Origin of the sequence: uncultured Parabacteroides sp. (assembly GCF_947855115.1) — a bacterium.
Taxonomy (GTDB): Bacteria; Bacteroidota; Bacteroidia; order Bacteroidales; family Tannerellaceae; genus Parabacteroides.
Map to the genome: position 1 here is coordinate 1 of NZ_CANTZW010000025.1, position 23,121 is coordinate 23,121.

Below are 23,121 nucleotides of genomic sequence, written 5' to 3' on the forward strand. Positions count from 1 at the left end.
TATGGTAATCTTCCCTTTCAGTGTTTATTAATATGTTTAGTCTGCACAGAACTATAGTTAAAATACTTATCCAAAAAAATGCACACCCCAAGACTCAAGAAAATCACAGCCGCAAATATACTAATTTTTATTATTAAAAAGCAAACTGTTTTAAAACATTATAAAACTAATATAATATTGATTGATATTATCAAACCTAAACCGGTTGTATTAGAAGCATTCTAACATTATGATAACCGATAGGTGCTTTTTTGATAGTCTTATCTATGTGTTGATTATGCTATTGAACATAGTTCTGTGCAAACTATGATCTCTTGAAAAAATAATGCGTGTATAATTAACAAACAAATTCATTCTATGAAGCACAAATTAACGCTTGTACTACTCTCGTTTTTCTTGGGAGTGCAGTGCATGGTCGCCCAACAAATGAAGGTGACAGGTGTAGTGATCAGTGAAGATGATGGAGAACCCGTTATAGGCGCTTCCATCGTAGTAAAAGGAACCACCACAGGAACCATTACAGACTTAAATGGTAAGTTTGAGTTAGAAACTCCAAAGGATGCTAAATTAATCATTTCTTATGTCGGTTTAAGAACCCAAGAGACTACAGCCCAACGGAACATGAGGATTGTACTTTCTTCAGACTCTCAAGCGATCGATGAAGTGGTTGTCGTTGCTTACGGTACAGCCAAGAAAAGCTCGTTCACGGGTTCCGCTTCCACGGTTGGCGCCGCATTACTAGACAAACGACCGTTGAGTAACGCCCTTTCCGCATTGGAAGGAAACACATCCGGAGTACAGATGACCTCCTCCATCGGACAACCGGGAGAAGCCGCTAAAGTAACAATCCGCGGTTTTGGCTCTGTAAATGCGGATAATGCTCCGCTATATGTAGTAGACGGTGCTATCTTCAGTGGCGACATCTCTTCTATCAGCCCATCGGACATCGAGTCTATGACGATCTTGAAAGATGCGGCTTCTACATCTTTATACGGATCTAGCGCAGGAAACGGCGTAGTTTTGATCACGACGAAGAAAGGTTCCAGCAGCGGTGGCGCAGGTGTTACCCTGAATATTTCACAAGGTTGGTCTAGCAGAGCCTACAAGGATTACGCGAGAGTAGGTGTATACGACTATTATCCTTTGCAATGGCAAATGTTGAAAAACTCAAATATCTCACTCGGGCAAAGCGCAGCCGACGCTGCCATGAATGCCTCTAAAGATATTATCAATAAATTAAAGTATAATCCGTTCGTAGGGATCGCAGACAACGCAATCGTCGGAACAGACGGTTTATTGAACCCATCGGCTTCTGCCTTGAAATGGGGAGAAGACCTTGATTGGGAAGACGCCGCTTATCGTACCGGGCATCGCCAAGAGTATAACGTAAGCTACAACACTAAAACAGAAAAGAGTGATACTTATGCTTCTATCGGATACTTGAATGACAAGGGATATATGATCAAGACAGACTTCGAGCGTTATAACGCACGTTTGAACTACAATATCTATCCGGTAAAATGGTTTAAGAGCGGATTGAACCTAGGCTTAAGCCGCACGAACTCCAATTACTCTACTTCTACTTCCAGCAACTCTTCCGGTTATAGCAATTTGTCTCGCTTCGTACGCTCGATGGCACCGATCTACCCGGTACACAAGCACGATATCGAGACAGGAGCTTACTTGGATAAAGAAGGGAACGTAGTTACCGATCCGGCTTTATATACCTACGACTATGAAGGAGCCCGTATCTCCAATAATGGCCGCGATGGTATCGCAGAGGCGTTGTGGAACGACCGCTTGATGTCTACCACGAACTCTAGCGCCCGTACTTATATGACAATCACTCCGATCGAGGGCTTGAACCTGACAGTAAACTACGCATACGACAACAAGGACGAACGTCGTAGAGTATACGAGAACCCGGACGTAGGTGACGGTACCGCTGGACCGGGACGCTTAAATATCCGAAACAGAAACTTCTTGACACAGACATTCAACCAATTGATCAATTATTCAAAGACTTTTGGCAAACATAATATCGATGCATTGTTGGGACACGAGAATTATAGCTTCCGTTTGCAGTACAACTACGGGATGAAGACAAATGAAATCGTCTCCGGAACGTACGAGTTCGGAAACTTCGTAAACGTAAGTGAATTGAGCTCTTACACACGCGAATATAAGAAAGAGGGATATTTCGCCCGTTTGAACTACGACTTTGATGACAAATATTATATAACAGCCTCCTATCGCCGCGATGGTTCCTCTCGTTTCAGCAAAGATAATCGCTGGGGTAACTTCTGGTCGTTCGGTTTGTCATGGCGTATTAGCCAAGAGGAATTCATGAAAAGCCTAACTTGGGTCGATAACTTGAAGTTGAGAGGCTCATACGGTGAAACCGGAAACGATGCCATCTATTATACGGATGACGATACCCAGCAGGATTACTATCCTTATCAAACCTTATACAACCTAGGCATCAACAATGGTTTGGAAGCAGGTATCTACTTCCCTACCATGGCTAACAGCAACTTAAAATGGGAAACACAGGTTTCTACGGATGTCGCTTTAGAATTCGGTTTATTCGGTCGCTTGAACGGTACGGTTGAATTTTTCCGCAAGGCTTCCAGGGATTTGTTATTCAACGTCAGCCAGCCTTTATCGAGTGGCGTGGAAACTATCGTAGAAAATATTGGTAAAGTTCGTAACCAAGGAGTGGAGATCGACTTGAACTATCAAATATTAAAGCAGAAAGACTGGAAATTATCAGTCGGCGCTAACGCTACGTTCATAAACAACAAGGTTACCCGCTTACCGGAGTCTAACCGAAAGGATGGTATCATCAAAGATTCCAAGAAGTTGATGGAAGGGCACTCTATCTACGAGTTCTGGTTACGTCAATGGTGGGGTGTTAATCCGGACAACGGAGATGGTTTGTATATATTCGACGCTGAAAACAATACGGATGCCAACGGTAATATCAAAGATGCCGTCAAGGCCACACTTGTAGAGAAAGACGGACAGGTATTGACCAACTCTTACAGCTACGCCAAATATGACTTTAGCGGTTCTGCCGTTCCGAAAGTATATGGTGGTTTCAATATCAACTTGAGCTATAAGGCATTTGATTTGTCTACCGTATTCTCATACTCGTTAGGTGGCAAAGTGCTCGACTCTAGCTATAGAACTTTGATGGATGTGGATAAATTCGGTTATGCCATGTCATCGGATATTCACAACGCATGGACAACCCCTGGACAAATCACGGACGTTCCTCGCTTGGACAATAACTCCACGCATGCGACCAGCATCGGGCAGTCGTATTCCACACGTTGGTTGACAAGCGCAAATTACTTAAACTTGCGTACCGTCACTTTGGCCTATAACTTGCCGAAGTCTATCCTAAACGTTATCAATATCAAGAGCGCTCGCGTTAATTTAAGCGCAGAGAACTTATTCATGTTGAAAGCCCGTCAAGGTCTGAATCCGCAGGCAAACTATGCAGGAGTGTCTTACAATGAGTATATGCCGGCTAAGAACTTTACGATCGGCTTAAATGTATCGTTCTAAATTCATTATACATCAAACAAAAGAAAAGATATGAAAAATATACAATTATTCAAGCACATCGCGGCGGGACTGCTTCTAAGCGGCTCGCTGATCGGCACAAGCTGCTCCAGCGATTATATGGATACGGTCCCGAGCGAGAACGTATCATTCACGACCGTATCGACTTCTCTTGACAACCTTTATCTAGCGTTGAACGGTATCCACCGTAAAATGGTATCCCAAGACTTGGGAAACCAAGGTTTGGGAGGCGAACCCGGCTTTATCATCGGTCGGGAAGCGCTGGCCGACGACTTAACCTGGGATACGCAGACCTGGCATCAAGGTTTCTTAAACTGGAGTTACCCGACCAACGCTACCAGCTCGTACAATTCCGGAGAGTGGGAGACTTATTATAAGTTCATCTTGAACGCCAACAACATTCTTAAAGCGTTGAATGACAACTTTAGCGATGAGTCAAAACTAACGGATAGCGAGAAAACATTCGCTAAACATATCAAAGGCGAGTGCTTAGCAATCCGTGCGTGGAGCCATTTCAACCTTGTGCAGTATTACGCGAACCCGTATCGTAACGGACAGGACAACTCTCAACCGGGAGTTCCCTACCGCTATAATCCGGATACTGAGCCAATGGCACGTAATACGGTAGAAGAGGTATACACGAAGATCAATGAGGATTTAGATGAAGCGCTGAATTTATTGGTAGACTACGAGCCTAACGACAAGAATCATTACAGCCTAGCCTCAGTCTATGGCTTGAAAGCTCGTGTCCTCCTGACCCAACAAAAATATGCGGACGCAGCCACAGCTGCGGTCAACGCTATCAACAAAGCAGAAGAAGACGGATGTAAGATTATGTCCCAATCTGAGTTGATGAATGGTTTCTCTAACATCACCTCTGCCACGAAAGAGGCTATGTACGCCGCAATGACACAGAATGATCAAACGGTTTATTTCTACTCCTTCTACGCATACATGTCTTGGAATTTCAACTCCAGTTCTATCCGTACAGGTATTAAATGTATTAGCCAAAGCACTTACGACCTGATGTCGCCGACAGATCTTCGCCGCCAATGGTGGGACCCGACCGGAAAAGCAGATGTGCCGACAAGCTCTTACAACCAACGTGTCTACCAGAATCGTAAGTTCACGGCACGTTCCACAGCAGATGCCGTGGGAGACTTCGCATTCATGCGTATCAGCGAAATGTACTTGATCGCAGCCGAGGCTTTCGCCCGCTCCAATCAAGACGCAAAAGCTAAACAATACTTGCAAGCCTTGCTGAAAGAACGTGATCCGGAATATAAGGATCTTGGCAATACAGGGACAAAATTGGCCGAAGAGATCATGACTCATCGCCGTATCGAACTCTGGGGTGAGGGTTTCCGCTGGTTCGACTTGAAACGTCTTGGCTTACCATTGGATAGAACCGGTTCTAATTTTGACGCTACTTTCTGTGGTTTCTTACATAAAGATCCGGACGCAATCGGTTGGATCTTTGAGATCCCCAAGAAAGAGACGGACTTTAATCCTTTAATGGAGACAAACTATTAACACACTCTCACGTTAACTTATATTAATTCAATCCCCAAAGTATACCTTAACAGGTTATCTTTGGGGATTTCTTATATTACTATTTATGAAAACAAATTATCTATTTTCAACTCTACTCTCTTTAGCGCTCGTATATCCCGGAATAGCGCAGGAGACACATTATCAACGTCCACCGGCTGTTATCGAGGAAGTGGCCCTAGCCAAATTATCCCCGATTATCCGGATTAGTGATAACAATCAATGGGCACTCCAATTGGAACGTTCCCCATATCGTTCGATCTCCAAACTCGCACGACCGGAACTTAAATTGGCAGGGATGCGTATCAGCCCCGAAACATTCAACACGAGCCGGCAAGCCGAATATACCGGAGCCAGCTTAATGAATATCGCCACCCAAGAGGAAATCAAGATAGAGGGAATCCCCCAAAACGCGGTAATCGTAAAAGCGTCCTTTTCTCCTTCATCCAATAAAGTCGCTCTATTCGTGGAAGAGGAAGAGGGTGTATACCTTTATACTTGCACTCCGGAACAACCTGTAGCGCAGAAAATTAGTCACCGTAAAATCAATGCGACAAGTGGAGCGGAGATCTTATGGATTAGCGACAATGAGTTTATCACGCTTATGGTTCCAGAAAACATGGGTAAAGCCCCGGAGAAACCAACTGTCCCATCCGGTCCCATCATTCAAGAAAGTAACGGAAAAGTGATGCCAGCCCGTACCTATCAAGACCTGCTGAAAAACCCGTACGATGAGCAATTATTCGACTATTACTTCAACGCTCAATTGGTGCGCATAAAAGATGGTATCGTGAATGAGATCGGAAAACCCGCGATCTACGGTAGCACACTTTCATTATCCCCGGACAAATCTTTGCTGCTCATCTCGACAGTTCATCGCCCGTACTCCTATCAAGTACCGATATATAACTTTCCGCAAAAATTCGAGGTAATCGATTTGCAAGGAAACACAGTCTATACCCTAGCGGACAATCCCGTCATCAATATCCCGATGGGATATGATACGACCTCACCTTATCCCCGCCAATTCGGATGGAGAGCGGATAAACCGGCTACCGTTTATTGGGTGGAAGCGCAAGACAAAGGAAATCCTAAGCAAAACAAGACCGACTTCATGGATATTATCTACCAGATAAGCTATCCATTCAACAGCGAGAAGCAGGAAGTTGCCAAGACAGAGAAACGTTTCCGCAACATCTTGTGGAATGATGACACTTTCGCTCTATTGACCGAGACTTCCCGGGAGACTCGTAAAAAAAGGACATTTACTTTCAAACCCTGCTCCTCTGAATCTCCCATCCTGTTATTCGATGTATCGACAGATGATAATTACAACAATCCGGGGAATCCACTTACGATTAAAAACACATATGGCAAATACATCGTATATACCAACAAAGCTCACAATGAGTTATTGATGCTCGCACAAGGCGCTTCCCCCAAAGGAGATATGCCTTACCTCAGCCGTTATAATCTGAAAACGAAGAAAAACACGGAGCTTTGGCGTTGCGAGGATGGGTATTATGAGACAATCCTAAAGGTTACGAATCCGGAAAAACTACAAATAATCACGTCGAGACAGTCCATCACCGAGCCGGCGAATCTTTGTACCCGTGACCTGAAAAAGAAGAAATTCACTCAATTGACTCATTCTGCCAACCCGTATCCCGCCATGGCAAACGTTAGCAAGCAAAAGATCAAATATAAACGTGCGGACGGTCTAGACCTGACCGCTACCGTATACCTCCCCGCCGGATACGATAAAGCGAAAGACGGCCCGTTACCCGTCTTAATGTGGGCCTATCCGAGAGAATACAAAACGAAAGCCGAGGCTTCGCAGGTCCGGGGTTCTCAATATATGTTCACGAATATCAACTATGGTTCTCCCGTATATTGGGTTTTACGCGGCTTCTGTGTAATGGAAAATGTAGAGATGCCGATCGTCAGCACCAGTGAAGGAGCAGAGCCTAACGACAATTTCATCGAGCAATTAACAATGAATGCCGAAGCCGCCGTAAAAGTCATTTCCGAAATGGGTGTAGGAGACCCGGATCGAGTAGCCGTAGGAGGACACTCTTACGGGGCCTTCATGACAGCTAATCTATTAACACACACTAAACTATTCAAGGCCGGCATCGCACGCAGCGGAGCCTATAACCGTACGCTCACCCCGTTCGGTTTCCAAGCAGAAACCCGTACTTACTGGGAAGCACCGGAAATATACAACGCGATGTCTCCATTCATGTACGCAGACCAGCTTCATGGCGCCCTGTTAATCATACATGGCGAGATGGATAACAATTCCGGGACATTCCCGATTCAGTCCGAACGCCTGTTCAGTGCCTTGAAAGGCCATGGAGCGATCGCACGCTACATCGTATTGCCTTACGAAAGCCATGGATACGCCGCCAAAGAAAACATCTTACATTTATTGTATGAGTGTGATCAATGGTTGGATAAATACGTAAAGAACGCTAAATAAGCAAAGAAAAAGGTTCAGCCACCTCCGTTGATCATCCACTTATTATCAACGGTCGAAGGCTGAACCTATTTTATACGTTCCTGCGCTATTCGCTTACTTCAGCAAAGAGCAAGGACAAAGATGATCTTTCTCAATATCCTTGAAATAATTGTAAGTACCTACCTTGATTTCAGCGCAAGCGGCTTCATCACAAACGATAATACCTTTCGGATGCAATTGTAAAGCGGTAATCGTCCACATCTGGTTTACCGCGCCCTCAACCGCTTGTTGTAATGCACGAGCTTTATTATGGCCATTTACCATGATCAATACTTCCTTAGCGTCAAGAACCGTGCCTACGCCAACTGTCACGGCAGTCTTCGGAACCTTATTCACGTCATTGTCAAAGAAACGGGAATTAGCGATAATCGTATCCGTAGTCAAAGTCTTGATACGAGTACGAGAACTCAAGGAAGAACCCGGCTCATTGAATGCGATATGACCATCCGGCCCGATACCTCCCAAGAACAGGTCGACACCTCCGGCCGCTTTCATACGAGCCTCATACGATGCGCACTCTGCCTCCAAATCCTCGGCATTACCATTCAAGATATTTACGTTCTCCGGTTTGATATCAATATGGCTGAAGAAATTATTCCACATAAAAGAATGATAGCTTTCCGGGTGATCTTTCGGAAGACCTACATACTCATCCATATTGAAAGTGATCACGTTCTGGAACGATACAACACCTTCCTTGTTCAATTCAATCAAGTTCTTGTACATACCCAGCGGAGAAGACCCGGTAGGCAAGCCCAGCACAAATGGTTTTTCAGCGGTTGGGTTCGCGGCTTTAATCTTCGCTGCTACATAATTGGCAGCCCATTTTGAGAGTTGCTCGTAATTAGGTTCGATAATTAATCTCATAATATTACGCTTTTTAATTGAAAGTTGGAAATAGAGAATTAAAGGATTCCTAATCTACATTCTCCAACCTTCTTGTTTATAAATTAGATCTGTCGTCAATAGTCTTTGTCTTTTATCCGGACCTTCGGAGATTCTTATTTTTCAATTCTCCATCTTCAATTTATTGGCCATCGCCTCACCCAAAGCCAAACATTCCTCGTATTTAGCGGCGCTTAAACCTTGTTTCTGCTCAACTGGCGTACCGACAGTCTCCCATTTCATCTTCTCTCCAAAAGCAGCCAAACGTTTCACGGCAGCTCCGGCCCACGTGAAAGATCCAAAATAGCCGAAGATACGGTTTTTCACTTCGCGCAACTCGATCTTGCTCAACACGGCTTCCACTTCCGGAAATAGTTGGTTGCTATAAGTCGGGCTACCTACGATAACTCCCTTATATTTGAATACATCTTTCAAGATATACGAGGAAGGAGTCTTGCTGACATTGTGCATCACGATGTTCTTGACTCCATGATCTGCCAAGGAAGCAGCGATCGCCTCAGCCATCTGCTCCGTGTTACCATACATGCTACCATAAATAATAACCACGCCTTCCTCTCCTTCGTAACGGCTCATATGGTCATATATATCTATCGCTTTCGACACATATTCACGCCAAACAGGTCCATGGGTAGAACAAATCGTCTTGATATCCAAACCAGAAAGCTTTTGTAACGCCCTTTGTACCGGACTTCCATACTTTCCGACAATATTGGAGTAATAACGAATCATCTCCTCCCAATAATGCTCTACATTCATTTCCGTATCAATCACGCCACCATCCAACGTGCCATACGTACCGAACGCATCGGCCGAGAATAAGATTTTATCCGTAACATCGTAAGTCACCATCACTTCCGGCCAGTGAACCATCGGCGCCATATAAAACACAAGCTCGTGACGTCCCGTATTCAAGGTATCCCCTTCCTTTACCTCGTGCAAACCGTCTTTGATTCCATGATACCCTTCCAACATTCCAAACGTCTTACTGTTTCCGACAATCTGTACGTTCGGATATTGTTGCCGCAACAAACGGATGCTTCCCGCATGATCTGGCTCCATATGGTTTACCACAAGATAATCCAATGGACGTCCACCTAAGGCATCCGCTATTTTTTTCAAGAAAATATCAGAATAACAAACATCTACCGTATCAATCAATACATTTTTCTCGTCTACGATCAAGTACGAGTTATAGGAAACACCGTATGGTAACGGCCACATATTCTCAAAAAGGGCCTTCTGACGGTCATTAACTCCTACATAATAAACTTTATCCGCAATTTCTTTTAACTTGTACATCTTTCCTAATTGATAATTGATAATTGATAATTAAAAATCGAAAATCAGAGAGCACATGCTTCGTAATTTTCAATTTTCAATCTTTAATTTTCCATTATTCAACGCTCTCCAGACAAACCAGCATCCTACCAAAACAAATGGTATACTCAGCCATTGCCCCATATTCAATACCATTCCCGCCTCGAAAGGTTCTTGATCGTTTTTCACGAACTCTATAAAGAAACGAGACCCGAATACGCATATCATAAACACGCCAAAAATAAGCCCTTCTTTTTTCCAAGCTTCCTTCTTGAAATATAACCACATGGAGATAGCGAAAGTCATCAGATAGCAAGCGGCCTCATACAATTGAGTAGGATGGCTCGGAGCGGTAAAAACAGGTTCTGCCCCCATTCTCCACGCATGTAAATTATCGATAAAACGAAATCCCCAAGGTAAATCAGTAGCATGCCCGTAGATCTCATGATTCATCAAGTTTCCCAGACGGATCATAGCCGCCACCAGCCCGGTAGGGACTACCAGCTTATCGAATGCCCACAACATACTTTTGTGACTTACCCGCTTAGAGTAGAAATAAATGGCGATAATTATACCTAACGTACCACCATGGCTGGCCAATCCACCTTCCCAAACCTTGAAAATCTCGACCGGGTTGGCTAAATAATATTCCGGCGCATAAAACAAACAATGCCCCAAACGGGCACCGATCACCGTACCGAGCATCGTATAAATCAAAAGGGAATCGATCCATGCGGGCGGCAGTCCCTCTTTTTTCCACATCCGCTCTACAATCATATAGCCAATAGCGAAACCAATCGCGAAAGCCAATCCATACCAGCGAATCTCTCGGGAACCGATGGTAAAGATAGCGGGATCGGCAGTCCAGGTAATAAAATCAAGCATAATCCTTTTTAATTGAAAATTGAAAACTGAGAATTGAGAATTTAAAACAAGGATGAATCTCTTCTTTCCATTTTCAATTCTCAACTCTCAATTTTCAATTATTTAAACTAGTCTTCTAATTAAGTTCTCTCTCTCGCCGTACAGCATATCGATTACCGGCAATTCAATCATCGTATACGCACCAGGTTGTTGCTTCATGCTCGCACGAGCGACAGAAACCAATATCTGGGCAGTCAAGGCCGGGTTATTGATCTTCATATCGAATTCGATCAACTGATTCTGGGTCTTACCCGATACTCCTTTACGAACCAACTTCACGCCATGCCCCATATCCAGCAGATTATCCACACAATCAACTTGCATTACGTGAGTCTCGTCATGAGCGAAATAATCATCCGCTTTGATAGCGGCAGACACCTGTTTGAAATCATAACCGTCTTCCACCTCGATATAAACCATACGACGGTGTACACCTGTACCCAAAGGAATCGTCATGCTTAGAGCGGCCTTTACGCCTTCGATAGCCTTCACCGCAACCGTATGCCCCATACTCATACCCGGACCGAAGTTTGTATAAGTAATGCCTTTCGGAACCATCGCCTCCAACAAAGCGCGTACCACGGAATCGCTTCCCGGATCCCAACCGGCAGAAATCACGGCTACCGCATTATGAGCTTTCGCTACCGCATCCAAGGAACGGCGTAAATCCACGATACCTCCATGAATATCGAAACTATCGACCGTATTGATACCTAAAGCCAGGATCTCTTTCGCATGCTCTTCCACACTCCGTGTAGGAGTAGCCAAAACCGCTACGTCAACCTTATCTAACTTAGTGATGCTATCAGTAACCGTGTATGCCTTCAACTCGTCCGGTATATCATTCGGATTACGACGGATAATACCTGCTACCTCAAAATCCGGGGTAGCTTCAAGGGCCTCTAACACATATTTCCCTATGTTGCCATAACCTACGATGGCGGCTCTAATCTTCTTCATACTTTAGTTTTTACTTTTCAACCAACCGCAAAGTTAGATATAATTTAGAGCTTTGACAATACGGAATACAGTTTTTATATCATTTTCAGAATGATATAGATACTTACTCTTTTACAAACGAATCCGGGTAAGTAGTAAACTGTTCCACACCGGTTTTCGTGCGAATCCAAGTCTTGAAGGTACGGGTTCCCTCACTTAATTCGATTACGCGAGCCCCGTTAGGCAAATGCGTATATTCTGTCGGTCCTCCCGTAAAACGACCGTAAGCCAACATGATATCATGCCAGCAAACCGCATAATCGTTATCATGATCATGACCGACAAACACCCCCATCACGTCTCCATTCTCTTTAATCGCCGTAAACAAACCGGAATTCAAAGCCGGAGCGCACGCCTTTTCTCTACGTATCCCATATAGTTGAGCGTTCTCATCGGAAGCCGCTTGATTAAACTCAGGTAGAGCGATATGGAAAAAAGCCAAGGAAGGCACGGGCTCTCCACCGTTATTCCGGGTAAAATCCGCACTTTTCTTACAATACCAATCGATCTGGTCACGTTTAATATAATCGTATCCTTTTACCCCTTTGAGGGTCGAATAGGTATTCGAATCGATACAATACAAGACGAAAGCATCCTTCCGGCCATCCGAGGAACGTACGGTTAACGCATAATTACCTACACCCGAGATTTCCGGTACCTCATCCGCAGTCAGGCTATACGGCAGGCTCTCGGCTACTTTCAACAGCTCTTCTTTCGTTGTACCCTGTTCATCATCATGATTACCGAAAACAATGGAGAATGGTATTTTCCGGTCGGAGACCGTCTTCAATACATTCCGCATATTTTCCAAAGCGGGCTTACTATAGATGATATCTCCCGTGAAGATCACCAAGTCCGGCTTTTCATCGTCCAATACTTGGTTCATACGCTCAAAAGCGATGTCTGAGCGAGGGTCTTGCCATTTCACGTGCAAGTCCGTAAACTGTACGATCTTGAACTTCTTGTCGGGGTTAAACTTTAACCCCGGTTTCTGGGCAAATCCCAAAGAACTCAAGCCGGTTGCCAATAACAAGGCTCCCGCAAACACCCATAGTTTGCGGCAAATAGCTCGCGATGCGAACTTGCGGTAACTGGCTCGCGACGCGAACCCGCTACAATTGGCTCGCGATGCGAACCCGCTACAATTGGCTCGCGATGCGAACCGATTTTTTAAATTCATCGAATCTCGTGTTTTTTGTAATTAATATTATTTATTCCTTTCCGAAACAAGCGTCGAACGCATGTGCGGAAGGTTGGAAATCCACTCTCTTCACCAATTCGCAAGATTCCCGTGCCCCATGTTCCCGATCCATGGCGCTATCTTCCCACTCTACAGAAAGCGGGCCTTGATAACCAATTGAATTCAACGCACGGATAATCTCCTCAAAATTAATCTTTCCTCGTCCCAAACTACGGAAATTCCAATACCGGCGAGGGTCGCCAAAAGTAACATGCCCACCAAATATCCCTACTTGTTTCGGAGTATCGCTCCAATATACATCTTTCATATGCACATGGAAAATACGTTCCGGAAACTGATAAATGAAATCCACATAATCCACCCCTTGGTATCCTAGGTGACTCGGGTCATAGTTAAAACCGAACGCAGGATGATTATTCACCGCTTCCAAAGCCCGACGCGCCGAAAAAGTATCGAAAGCGATCTCCGTAGGATGTACTTCCAACGCAAAACGTACCCCCAGTTTCTGGAACTCATCCAAGATCGGTGTAAAGCGGCAGGCAAAATCATCATATCCCTTTTGTATCATAGCGTCCGTCACCGGAGGAAAAGAATATAGGTAATGCCAAATAGAGCTACCCGTAAAACCAACGACCGTATCAACCCCCAGCATCTTCGCCGCACGAGCAGTCCGGATCATCTCCTCGGTAGCTCTTTTGTGAACACCTTCCGGATCTCCATCTCCCCAAATATAATCCGGTAAGATAGCCTTATGGCGCTCATCTATATTATCGCAAACAGCTTGTCCGACCAAATGGGTAGAGATCGTATAAAGCCGTAAGTCATATTTCTTTAACAAATCCTTGATGCCTTGATAATAAGCCTCATCCGTACGACGGACATCCACATGATCGGGAAGCCCTAATTCTACGCCGTCGTATCCGAATTCTTTCGCTTTTTGACAAACTGTTTCCAGTGATAAATCTCCCCACTGAAGGGTATACAATGTTACAGGACGTGCCATAATAGTATTACTTTTAATCGATTATTTTTATCCATTTATTCTCTGTCGTTCCGGTAGCGACAATTGTCTCGATAAACCGCATCCCACGGACTCCATCTTCCGCGGAAGGGAAATCCAGCGTCTCAGGTGTTGGCTCCTCACCCGCCAGAATCGATCGCAAAGCCAACGCAAAATTCCGGTACAAATTAGCGAACGCCTCTATATAACCTTCCGGATGCCCGCCCGGAGTACGGGAATTATGAGCGGCAAGGCCCGACATATACCCATTGGAAGTACGAACGATCTCCGCAGGGCGATCCGGCCAGCGCACGATCATCGTATTCGGCTCTTCTTGGCGCCATTCCAACCCGCCTTTCTCTCCATATACGCGAATATTCAAACCATTCTCTACACCTACAGCGACCTGGCTAGCGGTCAATACGCCTTTCGCTCCTCCCTCGTAACGGATCAATGCCGCGCCATCGTCATCCAAGAGGCGCCCCGGCACGAACGTATTCAATTCGCCACATAGTTCCACAGCTTTTAACCCTGTTATATATTCTGCCAGATTAAACGCATGAGTCCCGATATCCCCCATACAACCGGCTTTGCCCGATCTTCCAGGATCTACCCGCCAAGCAGCTTGTTTATTTATGCCCGCGCAGTCATTATACAACCACCCTTGAGGATATTCCACATAAATACGGCGAATCTTGCCTAAATCGCCTCTACGTATCCTTTCCCTAGCTTCCTTTACCATTGGATAAGCGGTATAAGTATGAGTCAGCATAAATAATTTCCCGGTTTCTTTCACTTTATCACGCAGTTGCTTAGCCTCATCCAAGGTATATGTCATCGGTTTGTCCAGCACGACGTGGAAACCATGTTCCAACGCCATCATAGCCGGACCGAAATGTACATGGTTTGGGGTAACCACAGACACGAAATCCATCCGTTCTCCTTCAGGCAGGGCAGCCTCTTTCTCTATCATCTCCTGATAGGATGAATAAATACGATTATCCGGCAAGAATAAAGACCATCCGGTAGCCAATGAATTCTCGGGATGAGAGCTAAAACATCCGCAGACCAGCTCGATCTGTCCGTCTAAATTAGCGGCGATACGATGGACGGCCCCGATAAACGAGCCTTGTCCTCCCCCGACCATCCCCATTCTGATTTTTCGTTTCATGGTATTATTTCGTTTTTATTAATTTAAGGTAATTACATTGTTGATTTACAAATCTATGAAAAATAAGGCTGCGCACATCAATTTAACGGCTTAATATTTTTTAATTCACAAAAGATATTGTTTCTTTGCGTCAAACATTTACCAAAAACAGTAACTATGGAAAAAAAAGATTTATGGGCTATCGCTTGCCTGTTTTGTTTCTGCTGTTGCGGTGGAACGGAAAAAGAAATCCTTATCCCTATTCCTCAAGAAAAATTATTACCCGTACAGTTTACGATCGATCTGCAAAAAGAAGTATTGCCTTTCCCCGAGACTAAAAGTATCCCCAAATTGGATATCCCCGAACCCATCCCTCAAAACCCAGACACGGAAGAAGACCCTTCCGGCCCGGACATTGATCCGGAAAACCTATACAACCGGATAGATTACATCGTGTACCAAAGCGGCTCTCCGGACATTCTGGTAAAACACAAGCAATTCACGCCTCAAGACCCGGATTTCACGATAGTTTACGATTCTCTGCCCTCCGGCAATTATCGTATTTGTTTCCTAGCCCACTCGGACAAGGATATCTCCGTGTCCGGGCAAACCGCCCTATTCAACAAAGTATCGGATACATTTCATCTCTTTCTTTCCCAAAAAGTACAAGCGGGAGAAAGCGTCATTAAAAACATTACCTTGCAAAGGATCGTCGGTAAAATCGAGTTCATATCCACCGACACCATCCCTAAAGACCTAAAAAGCTTCACGATGAATATCTCCGGCTATCAGAATAAGGTCGATTTAACAACCGGAAACGGCATCTCGCAAAACACGCCCTACACGCAGTCTTATACTTTTAAGGACTCCGATACCGGGAGAGCCAAAATCCCCCATTCTTTTTTCACGTTTATCCCTACCCCGGAATCTTCGCTCAAAGTACGCCTCACGGCGAAAAACCGGATAGACGAAATAACCCGGGAACGAGACATCAACGACATCTTCCCCCTCGCAAATCACATCATCCGCTATACAGGAATCCTCTACACTCCAAGGGAATCGGACGATACCTTCACCCTCGATATATTAAACGATGGCAAATGGAGTGGCTCCAGCGACAAAGATCTGGAAGACTAAAAAAAGCTGGTGCGCAAAACCTGTTACACCAGCTACTTTTTTCCAATCTCTTCGTACTTATCTCGCGTCTTCTATCTTGAAAAGAGCGTTAAATCCAGTCAGACTAAAGGTCTCGCGAACCTCATCGCGCATACCAACCAAACGTAAAGCCCCTTTATTGGCGGTTGTCGTTTTTTGTAAGACCAAAAACAATCGCAAGCCCGCGCTACTTACGTATTCCAGCTCAGAGCAATCAATGCAGACTTTCACTCCCGGTTCCTTCCATACCGGCAAAACCTTCTCCTCGCATTCACGAGCCGTATTCGTATCCAGTCGTCCTTCAATCTTAATTACAGTCTCTTCACCTTTTGGCTCAATAACTACTTCCATATCCTTATATTTTATTCGGTTATTTTCTTTTTCATGATAAAGACATTCCGATCATTCACTCTCTGATAAGAGACCTCATCCATAAGCTTCTTGATCAGGAAAATACCCAATCCCCCGATCGGGCGATCTTCGGCAGATAAAGTGATATCAGGGTCTTTTCTCAAGGTCGGATCGAACGCGACTCCATGGTCTACCAAAGTCACGACCAATTCTCCTCCTTCCCTGACCAGCGAGATGTCTACGGCATCTTCAACATCTCCTTTATACGCATAAAAAATTATATTTGAGACAGCTTCTTCCATCACCAGATTCAGACTCATCATAAAAGCGGTGCTTAATCCCAATTCTTCTCCGGCTTTTTCCAAGAACTGATTCATCGTGGAAAGCTCATGAATATCGTTCTTAATGCGTAACGTTTTTTGCATATATCAGAAAATTTTGCGCTAAAGATATAAAAAAAAGAAATACCCTTTCCTTTAATTCGTATCTTTACCTCCGGATAGTATTTAAAGAATGGAGCTATGGCAAAAAGATATTTAATAAACATATTCTTGCTGATCACCGTCCTATGCGGATTGAGCAGTTGCGAGGAAAATCCATATTATGACCCGAACGAGGGTCTCACCTTCGACTTATGCAGCCAAACATGGACAGACTGGTTCATAATAGACGGCTTAGATTGCGAACAGCAACTCATTTTCAGTCCCGACGGAAAGGGATGGGATACTAGAACCTATCATTATCCCAACGGACGCATAGACCGAGAAAGTATTCCATTCTATTGGTACTGGGACAGCTACTACACGGATATACTTTATATGGACTATGAGGATGGTCAAACCGTCTTGAGCGATATATGGATAAGCGGTTATACTTTTGAATGTCTATATAATGGCGAATGGGTAACATTCAAAGCCTACTAAAATGATACTCACTTCCATCGCTGTCATATTAAGGGTTTTATCGAATCCGCTCGGTAACGTTTTCCAGAAGCAATTAACCAACCGGTATAATCACCCTTTATTAATCAACTTCTTGACATTCCTGCTATTGAGCATATCCTGTATCATCCCGGCGATTCAAGTTCGATGGCTTGAGTTGCCCTTCGGATTCTGGCAATACTGCATCTTGGCCGGGATCGTGGGAGCTACCGGAAACGGGTTCTTGGTAAAAGCCTTGCAATGCGGAGATTTATCGGTATTAGGTCCTATCAATTCCTATAAGTCTGTAGTAGGCATTATTGTCGGCATCTTCTTATTGGGAGAAATCCCGAACCTATGGGGTATCGCAGGAATGGCATTGATCGTATATGGGAGTTATTTCGTTCTGGATACGATGGACGAGCATTTCTCCTTGGCTCTTTTAAAACGGAAAGAAATTCAATACCGGATATGGGCCATGGTCCTCACGGCTATCGAGGCGGTATTTATCAAGAAAATCATCTTATACTCATCTACTACTATCTCATTTATCGTCTGGTGCTGGTTTGGGGCGATTTTCTCTTTCGTTCTCTTATTCGTCTTCAAGGTCGATCTCGCCAAAGAACTCAAGCGGGTCAAAATCCGGGATCTCTCTTCCTACCTTTATTTAGTCCTTTGCATAGGAACCATGCAATATACCACCAATTATGTGTTCGACCATATGGAAGTAGGTTACGCGCTGGCCTTGTTCCAGCTCTCTACGATCGTAAGTATTTTCTTGGGATACCGTATATTCAAAGAGGTAAATATAACGAAGAAATTGATTGGTTCCATCATCATGGTAGCGGGATCGGTCATGATCATCTTATTAAAATGAGACATAAAAGGCTATGACATCAATATTACTATTTGTAATCTTACTGGCAGGAATAACATCTATCATACTTTACCATCCCGCATTCGGACGTTTACCTCGAGGAGAGAGGCTGGAACGAATCAAACGTTCGACCAATTACCGGAACGGCAAATTCCACAATATCCATCTCACGCCAACAACAACGATGAGAAAAGGAACGATACGAATGTTTTGGGACTTTTTCCTAGAAAAACATCCGGATCTAAAACCCCATAAATATTTACCAACCGTAAAAACGGATCTGCTTCATCTGGACCGGAATGAAGATCTTGTCATTTGGTTCGGTCATTCATCTTATTTGATCCAAAGTGGAGGCCGGCGTTTTCTGATTGATCCTGTATTAACAAATAAGTTTCCTGCCTCCTTGATGTTCCGGCCATTCAAAGGCACGGATCGTTACAAACCGGAAGATATCCCTGATATTGACTTCTTAATAATCACCCACGAGCATTGGGATCATCTGGATTATTATACGGTTAAACAACTGAGAGACCGTATAGGAACCGTAATCTGCGGATTGGGTGTAGGGGAATATCTTGAATATTGGGGATTCTCTCAGGAACATATCGTGGAAATGGATTGGTATGATAGCTACAGTATTGATAATGATTGCCTAATACATTGCTTGCCCGCCCGTCATTTCTCTAATCGATTATTAAAAAACGCCCAAACGTTATGGGCCTCGTTCATGATCGACGGCAAACAGCAAATATATATATCGGGAGACGGAGGATACGATACTCATTTCGCGGAGATCGGCAAAAGATTCTCACGGATAGATCTAGCGATCATGGAAAACGGACAATACAATGAAGACTGGCGTTACATACATTTAATGCCCAATGATCTCCCTCTCGCTATCAAGGATCTACACCCTAAACAAGTACTCACGGTACATCATTCCAAATATGCATTAAGCAAACATCCTTGGTACGAACCCTTGGAAAACATCCATAAAGCATCAATCTCTAAACCTTACAAACTTCTTACGCCCATGATCGGCGAGAAGTTGATTACTTGAAAAGATTTCAACTATATAGCTAAGTTTTTTTAGTATAGATAGGGATAATACAATGATTATAATAATCAACGTATTTAATATTCACGCAGTAGTCTCGCCGGGAATCGAACCCGGATCTAAAGTTTAGGAAACTTCTATTCTATCCGTTGAACTACAAGACCAACTCTTTTGAGATTGCAAAAGTATAATCTTTTCCTCAAATAGGCAATGGTTATCGTATGTTTTTCCAAGCGATCCGGATACTTATCATCTTTCCGGAAAAACATGTACGTGTTTATCGGAAAACATGTACGTCTTTTTCAAGAAACACGTACATGTTTTCGAGGATTAATATAATGGTGTATAAATCAGTCAAATATACTTTGCATCACTGATAGTGACTTAATTTCCGGAAAATCCGGGAGATGTAGACGATAATACTCTAGGATACGGTGGATAATGCTGACTCTCTCTTGGCGGGAAAAACCATAAAGCGCCATATTTTCAAAGCTGATACGGAGCAAACGGGAAAAGAAAGCGCTCTCTACCTTATTTAAATAATGCCGGTGCATCGGGATATGATCTGTAAACACTCCGTTCAACATATCAAAATAATATCCCGCCTTATGCGATTCCATGTTCGGGAAAATACCGAGATGGTGAAGGAGGCCTAGCAGGAAAACCAGATGGAAATTAGCGATACCCTTATCCGCATACTCCAACAGATGTATAGACTCGTATAGGTAATCAAATAAACGGGAGTCCGGCTCCGTATCTTTCACCACCCTGAAAAGAACCTCCGAGAGAAAAAGCGCCAATACATTCTTGACCGGATCACAGCAAATATCGTTTAGCGGGAAACAAATACGCGTCTCCTTGATCCGGTGCAGATCCCGCTTGCTTAAATGCTCTACCTCCATCTCCAGCACAGACAGAGGTATAAACAAAGCTTTCGAAACCATACTTTTCTTCCCACGGCTACGGCTGACCAGATACGAGGCCCGGCCAAACGCCTCCGTATACATATATATAATAGAGTATTTATCATTGTAAGGAATCGTATGCAAGACAATCCCTCTCGTTTTACACAACATAATTCGTATCTTTGCGATGATGATCTGTATGCAAAGATACAACTCTTTTTTTCATTCGCTTATTCTAGAGATTTTCCGTAAATCTGTATAAGGAATATACCTCTTTGGAATCAAGAGAGTTAGAAGAATTACCACGTTTTGGGGTAATGACTTGGCAACCGTTCCAATTGCCGTAGTCTGCATCGCTTTGCTTGTTTGGGTAACTCTTACGGATGCAAAAATACAGAGAATATTTTAAATATCATTCATTTAGGGTGTATCTATAAGCATTGAGCTAATGAATAAAACAAGAATATCATTTTCTTATAATTTTCAGCAGATAAAAGATTCCCTATTGCCTCTTTCCAATTATTCTATGATGCCGGGTTTCGGAATTATGTGTATAACAAATCGTTGGTTATCTTTATTCCCTCTAACATCAGGTTGAACTCTAAATTTACTTGATTGTCCGCTTCCTGAAATTAAAACTTCACAATTACCAAGTGTATCAAATTCAATACCATTATTTGACCAAAATTTAATCAAAGCCAATGCCCTTTCATAGCTAAGTTCATAATTCCTTGTATAATAATCTTTTGACGATTGCCCTTCTACGATAAGTATATATTGAGCTTCAGGGATTTTGTTCTTTGCACTATTCATAAAACGGACAATTGCTTGACCAGCTTTTAGTAATTTATCAAGCTGCTCTTGCCCTATATCATTGATGTTAGAACTATAGGTATTAAAAGAGACTTCAATGTCTTTTAATGTATGTCTTTTGAATTGCTCATCGTATTCGAAATACTTATTATCTATCTCTTTAATAGAATTGTTTAGTTCTTCAATTTTTCTGAGCTGTTCCTCTTTAGCGTTTACCTCCTTATCTAATTGTGTATTAATACCTTTCATCTTAACGACACACACTATAAATAGAACAAGCATAATGAAAAACAAGCTTGTCATGAGGTCAGAATAACTTAACCAGAAAGTATTACTTCTGTTTTTTGACATAATTACTTTTCTTCTTTTAAGTTTTTAATAGATTCTGTCATTGTTTCTATAGCCTTAAGAATCGATTTGTTTAACTCTATATCCTCAAGTTGAGCGTTATGAAAATCCGTTCTCAGATTTAATATTTCACCCTTCATATCCTTATAACATTCCGCTTGAACTTGCGTATATTGTATCATTATATCAAGCACTTCTTTCAGCTTATCAAATGTATCAAAGAACTCTTTGTTATTGGTGACAAAATTCTGAATGTGTTCCGTTGATGCTGTAAGTTGTGCTGACAAACTTTCTGAAACGTGCTTCCCCTCAGACATAAGCAAATCAAATTCCTTTCTCCAAATCTCCCTTGCTTCTGCTCCTGTCGGGAAATGGGTTGTTATTGCTTCTTGAAACTCTCGCTGAAGTTCGGTTGTTTTATTCTGATTACTTATCACAACAGAAAGTCCAGTGGAAAAATTTTCAAATTTGCCTATTAAGGTTTGTATTTGATTTATAACTCCTGACGTATTAGCTATTGTTGAATTTAGCTGCTCTTGATATGTACGAAAAACAGTTAATGAATCAGCTGAATCTTTTAATTGCATAAAGGTTTCAGCAATCTTGTTTGCAGTTTGCGTTAAACTTAATTTGTTTATTTCTGCTAGAACCAAATGTTGTTTTTCCAAATTGTCGTTTAACAGTTCTGCTGAATCAGCATAAGCATCTAAATTCCTTCCAAATTTATCTACAAAGTGTCCTAATACTCCCTTTAATGAATTTAGGCTTGAAGCCATACTATTTGATAATAATGGCATCAATTCACGTCTTAGGAAATTCATATAATCTCCTTTACCGTCGTCACATTTGCTTACAGCAGTCTTATATGTTACAGCACTATTATATACGGTAAAACCTAAGCCTAATAAACTTGCACACATAGCTACAACTATGCCGTATAATAAATGCTGTAATCCATTCAAGTTATTTGTGTTACCAAAAATTTGGTCAAAATCAACACCCAATAATCCTGTAATAATTCCTATAAAAGTGCCTGCAAGCCCTAAATATAGAGGAACATTAAGGCTATTTTGTATTTCATCCTCTAATGTTTCTTTTTGACTGTCACATATGTCTTCTAATACCCCTAAATCAGCACTTGTCCCTGTATTTTTGCACAAGTACTCATTCGTACGATTAATAATCATTTTAAATTTCTTATTGGAAGACTTACTTCCATCTTGAAAAACGATAAGTGATAAATCTGTATAATCTTTGCTTTCATCACCGTTTTCATCATTATGGCGTGGTGGAATGCTTTGCAAAAATTTCTGTAGAGATTCTTTGTTCCTTAATACACTTGGTGTAATAGACGTTTCTTTAAGCGACAGAGTGTCAACATCTTCAAATAAGCTATCAAGCTCTTTAATTTTTCCTTTTGTTTTAAGGAAACTACGAATTTGAAATATAATAACAGCAGCTACAACGATGACTGCGAAAATTAAACCGATGTATTCTTGTATCATTTCCATCTTTACAAATTCTAATTGTTCAAC

Annotated in this window: 19 protein-coding genes and 1 tRNA gene; 7 read left to right on the forward strand and 13 right to left on the reverse strand. The window is 42.8% G+C overall.

What is annotated here, in order from left to right:
* The first annotated feature begins 357 nt into the window (after positions 1–357).
* From Q0110_RS13875 to Q0110_RS13885, 3 genes are all read left to right on the forward strand, one after another.
* Complete coding sequence (locus tag Q0110_RS13875; protein WP_297907515.1) at positions 358–3,573, forward strand: TonB-dependent receptor; 3,216 nt, start codon at positions 358–360, stop codon at positions 3,571–3,573.
* Between the two features lie 30 nt (positions 3,574–3,603).
* Positions 3,604–5,124: a RagB/SusD family nutrient uptake outer membrane protein gene (locus Q0110_RS13880; RefSeq protein ID WP_297907516.1), complete on the forward strand. Its 1,521-nt coding sequence runs from the start codon at positions 3,604–3,606 to the stop codon at positions 5,122–5,124.
* Positions 5,125–5,209: 85 nt separating this feature from the next.
* Positions 5,210–7,624 (forward strand): prolyl oligopeptidase family serine peptidase, encoded by a 2,415-nt coding sequence (locus Q0110_RS13885; protein ID WP_297907518.1) that lies wholly within the window; start codon positions 5,210–5,212, stop codon positions 7,622–7,624.
* Between the two features lie 93 nt (positions 7,625–7,717).
* Here the strand turns inward: Q0110_RS13885 and nagB are convergent, their stop codons facing one another.
* The 7 genes from nagB to Q0110_RS13920 all read right to left on the reverse strand — a co-directional run bounded on the left by nagB (position 7,718) and on the right by Q0110_RS13920 (position 15,181).
* Complete coding sequence (nagB, locus tag Q0110_RS13890) at positions 7,718–8,530, reverse strand: glucosamine-6-phosphate deaminase (RefSeq protein ID WP_297907520.1); 813 nt, start codon at positions 8,528–8,530, stop codon at positions 7,718–7,720.
* Positions 8,531–8,671: 141 nt separating this feature from the next.
* A complete protein-coding gene (locus Q0110_RS13895; RefSeq protein ID WP_297907522.1) occupies positions 8,672–9,868 on the reverse strand; it encodes an FprA family A-type flavoprotein in 1,197 nt (398 codons plus the stop codon).
* Between the two features lie 69 nt (positions 9,869–9,937).
* On the reverse strand, positions 9,938–10,771 hold the full coding sequence (gene lgt / locus Q0110_RS13900) for a prolipoprotein diacylglyceryl transferase (RefSeq protein WP_297907524.1): 834 nt from the start codon (positions 10,769–10,771) through the stop codon (positions 9,938–9,940).
* Positions 10,772–10,873: 102 nt separating this feature from the next.
* Positions 10,874–11,770 (reverse strand): diaminopimelate dehydrogenase, encoded by an 897-nt coding sequence (locus tag Q0110_RS13905; RefSeq protein WP_297907526.1) that lies wholly within the window; start codon positions 11,768–11,770, stop codon positions 10,874–10,876.
* A gap of 103 nt (positions 11,771–11,873) precedes the next feature.
* Positions 11,874–12,875: a metallophosphoesterase family protein gene (locus Q0110_RS13910; protein ID WP_297907673.1), complete on the reverse strand. Its 1,002-nt coding sequence runs from the start codon at positions 12,873–12,875 to the stop codon at positions 11,874–11,876.
* A 145-nt stretch (positions 12,876–13,020) separates the two neighbouring features.
* Positions 13,021–14,013 (reverse strand): sugar phosphate isomerase/epimerase family protein, encoded by a 993-nt coding sequence (locus tag Q0110_RS13915; RefSeq protein WP_297907528.1) that lies wholly within the window; start codon positions 14,011–14,013, stop codon positions 13,021–13,023.
* A gap of 13 nt (positions 14,014–14,026) precedes the next feature.
* Positions 14,027–15,181: a Gfo/Idh/MocA family oxidoreductase gene (locus tag Q0110_RS13920; protein ID WP_297907530.1), complete on the reverse strand. Its 1,155-nt coding sequence runs from the start codon at positions 15,179–15,181 to the stop codon at positions 14,027–14,029.
* A gap of 156 nt (positions 15,182–15,337) precedes the next feature.
* On the opposite strand from Q0110_RS13920, the gene Q0110_RS13925 reads away from it, so the two are divergent.
* On the forward strand, positions 15,338–16,297 hold the full coding sequence (locus tag Q0110_RS13925; RefSeq protein ID WP_297907532.1) for a FimB/Mfa2 family fimbrial subunit: 960 nt from the start codon (positions 15,338–15,340) through the stop codon (positions 16,295–16,297).
* Between the two features lie 57 nt (positions 16,298–16,354).
* Here the strand turns inward: Q0110_RS13925 and Q0110_RS13930 are convergent, their stop codons facing one another.
* Together Q0110_RS13930 and Q0110_RS13935 are read right to left on the reverse strand one after the other, a co-directional pair.
* Positions 16,355–16,666 (reverse strand): STAS domain-containing protein, encoded by a 312-nt coding sequence (locus Q0110_RS13930; RefSeq protein WP_297907534.1) that lies wholly within the window; start codon positions 16,664–16,666, stop codon positions 16,355–16,357.
* A gap of 11 nt (positions 16,667–16,677) precedes the next feature.
* Positions 16,678–17,091, reverse strand: coding sequence for an ATP-binding protein (locus Q0110_RS13935; RefSeq protein ID WP_297907537.1), 414 nt, complete (start codon positions 17,089–17,091; stop codon positions 16,678–16,680).
* A 96-nt stretch (positions 17,092–17,187) separates the two neighbouring features.
* On the opposite strand from Q0110_RS13935, the gene Q0110_RS13940 reads away from it, so the two are divergent.
* Genes Q0110_RS13940 through Q0110_RS13950 form a run of 3 tightly spaced genes read left to right on the forward strand, consistent with a single transcriptional unit; the run spans position 17,188 to position 19,523 of the window.
* Positions 17,188–17,589 (forward strand): hypothetical protein, encoded by a 402-nt coding sequence (locus Q0110_RS13940; RefSeq protein ID WP_297907540.1) that lies wholly within the window; start codon positions 17,188–17,190, stop codon positions 17,587–17,589.
* Position 17,590: 1 nt separating this feature from the next.
* Positions 17,591–18,463, forward strand: coding sequence for an EamA family transporter (locus Q0110_RS13945; RefSeq protein ID WP_297907543.1), 873 nt, complete (start codon positions 17,591–17,593; stop codon positions 18,461–18,463).
* Between the two features lie 13 nt (positions 18,464–18,476).
* Positions 18,477–19,523 (forward strand): MBL fold metallo-hydrolase, encoded by a 1,047-nt coding sequence (locus tag Q0110_RS13950; protein ID WP_297907546.1) that lies wholly within the window; start codon positions 18,477–18,479, stop codon positions 19,521–19,523.
* An 89-nt stretch (positions 19,524–19,612) separates the two neighbouring features.
* Here Q0110_RS13950 and Q0110_RS13955 read toward each other — a convergent pair.
* The 4 genes from Q0110_RS13955 to Q0110_RS13970 all read right to left on the reverse strand — a co-directional run bounded on the left by Q0110_RS13955 (position 19,613) and on the right by Q0110_RS13970 (position 23,097).
* Positions 19,613–19,684, reverse strand: a tRNA-Arg gene (locus tag Q0110_RS13955).
* 186 nt (positions 19,685–19,870) lie between these two features.
* Positions 19,871–20,596 carry a DNA repair protein RecO gene (recO, locus tag Q0110_RS13960; RefSeq protein ID WP_297907549.1) on the reverse strand — a complete coding sequence of 242 codons (726 nt, stop codon included), beginning with the start codon at positions 20,594–20,596 and terminating at the stop codon, positions 19,871–19,873.
* 348 nt (positions 20,597–20,944) lie between these two features.
* The gene (locus Q0110_RS13965) at positions 20,945–21,589 is read right to left on the reverse strand and encodes an OmpA family protein (protein WP_134770778.1); all 645 of its coding nucleotides are present in this window, start codon (positions 21,587–21,589) and stop codon (positions 20,945–20,947) included.
* Between the two features lie 2 nt (positions 21,590–21,591).
* A complete protein-coding gene (locus Q0110_RS13970; protein WP_297907554.1) occupies positions 21,592–23,097 on the reverse strand; it encodes a hypothetical protein in 1,506 nt (501 codons plus the stop codon).
* Between the last annotated feature and the right edge of the window lie 24 nt (positions 23,098–23,121).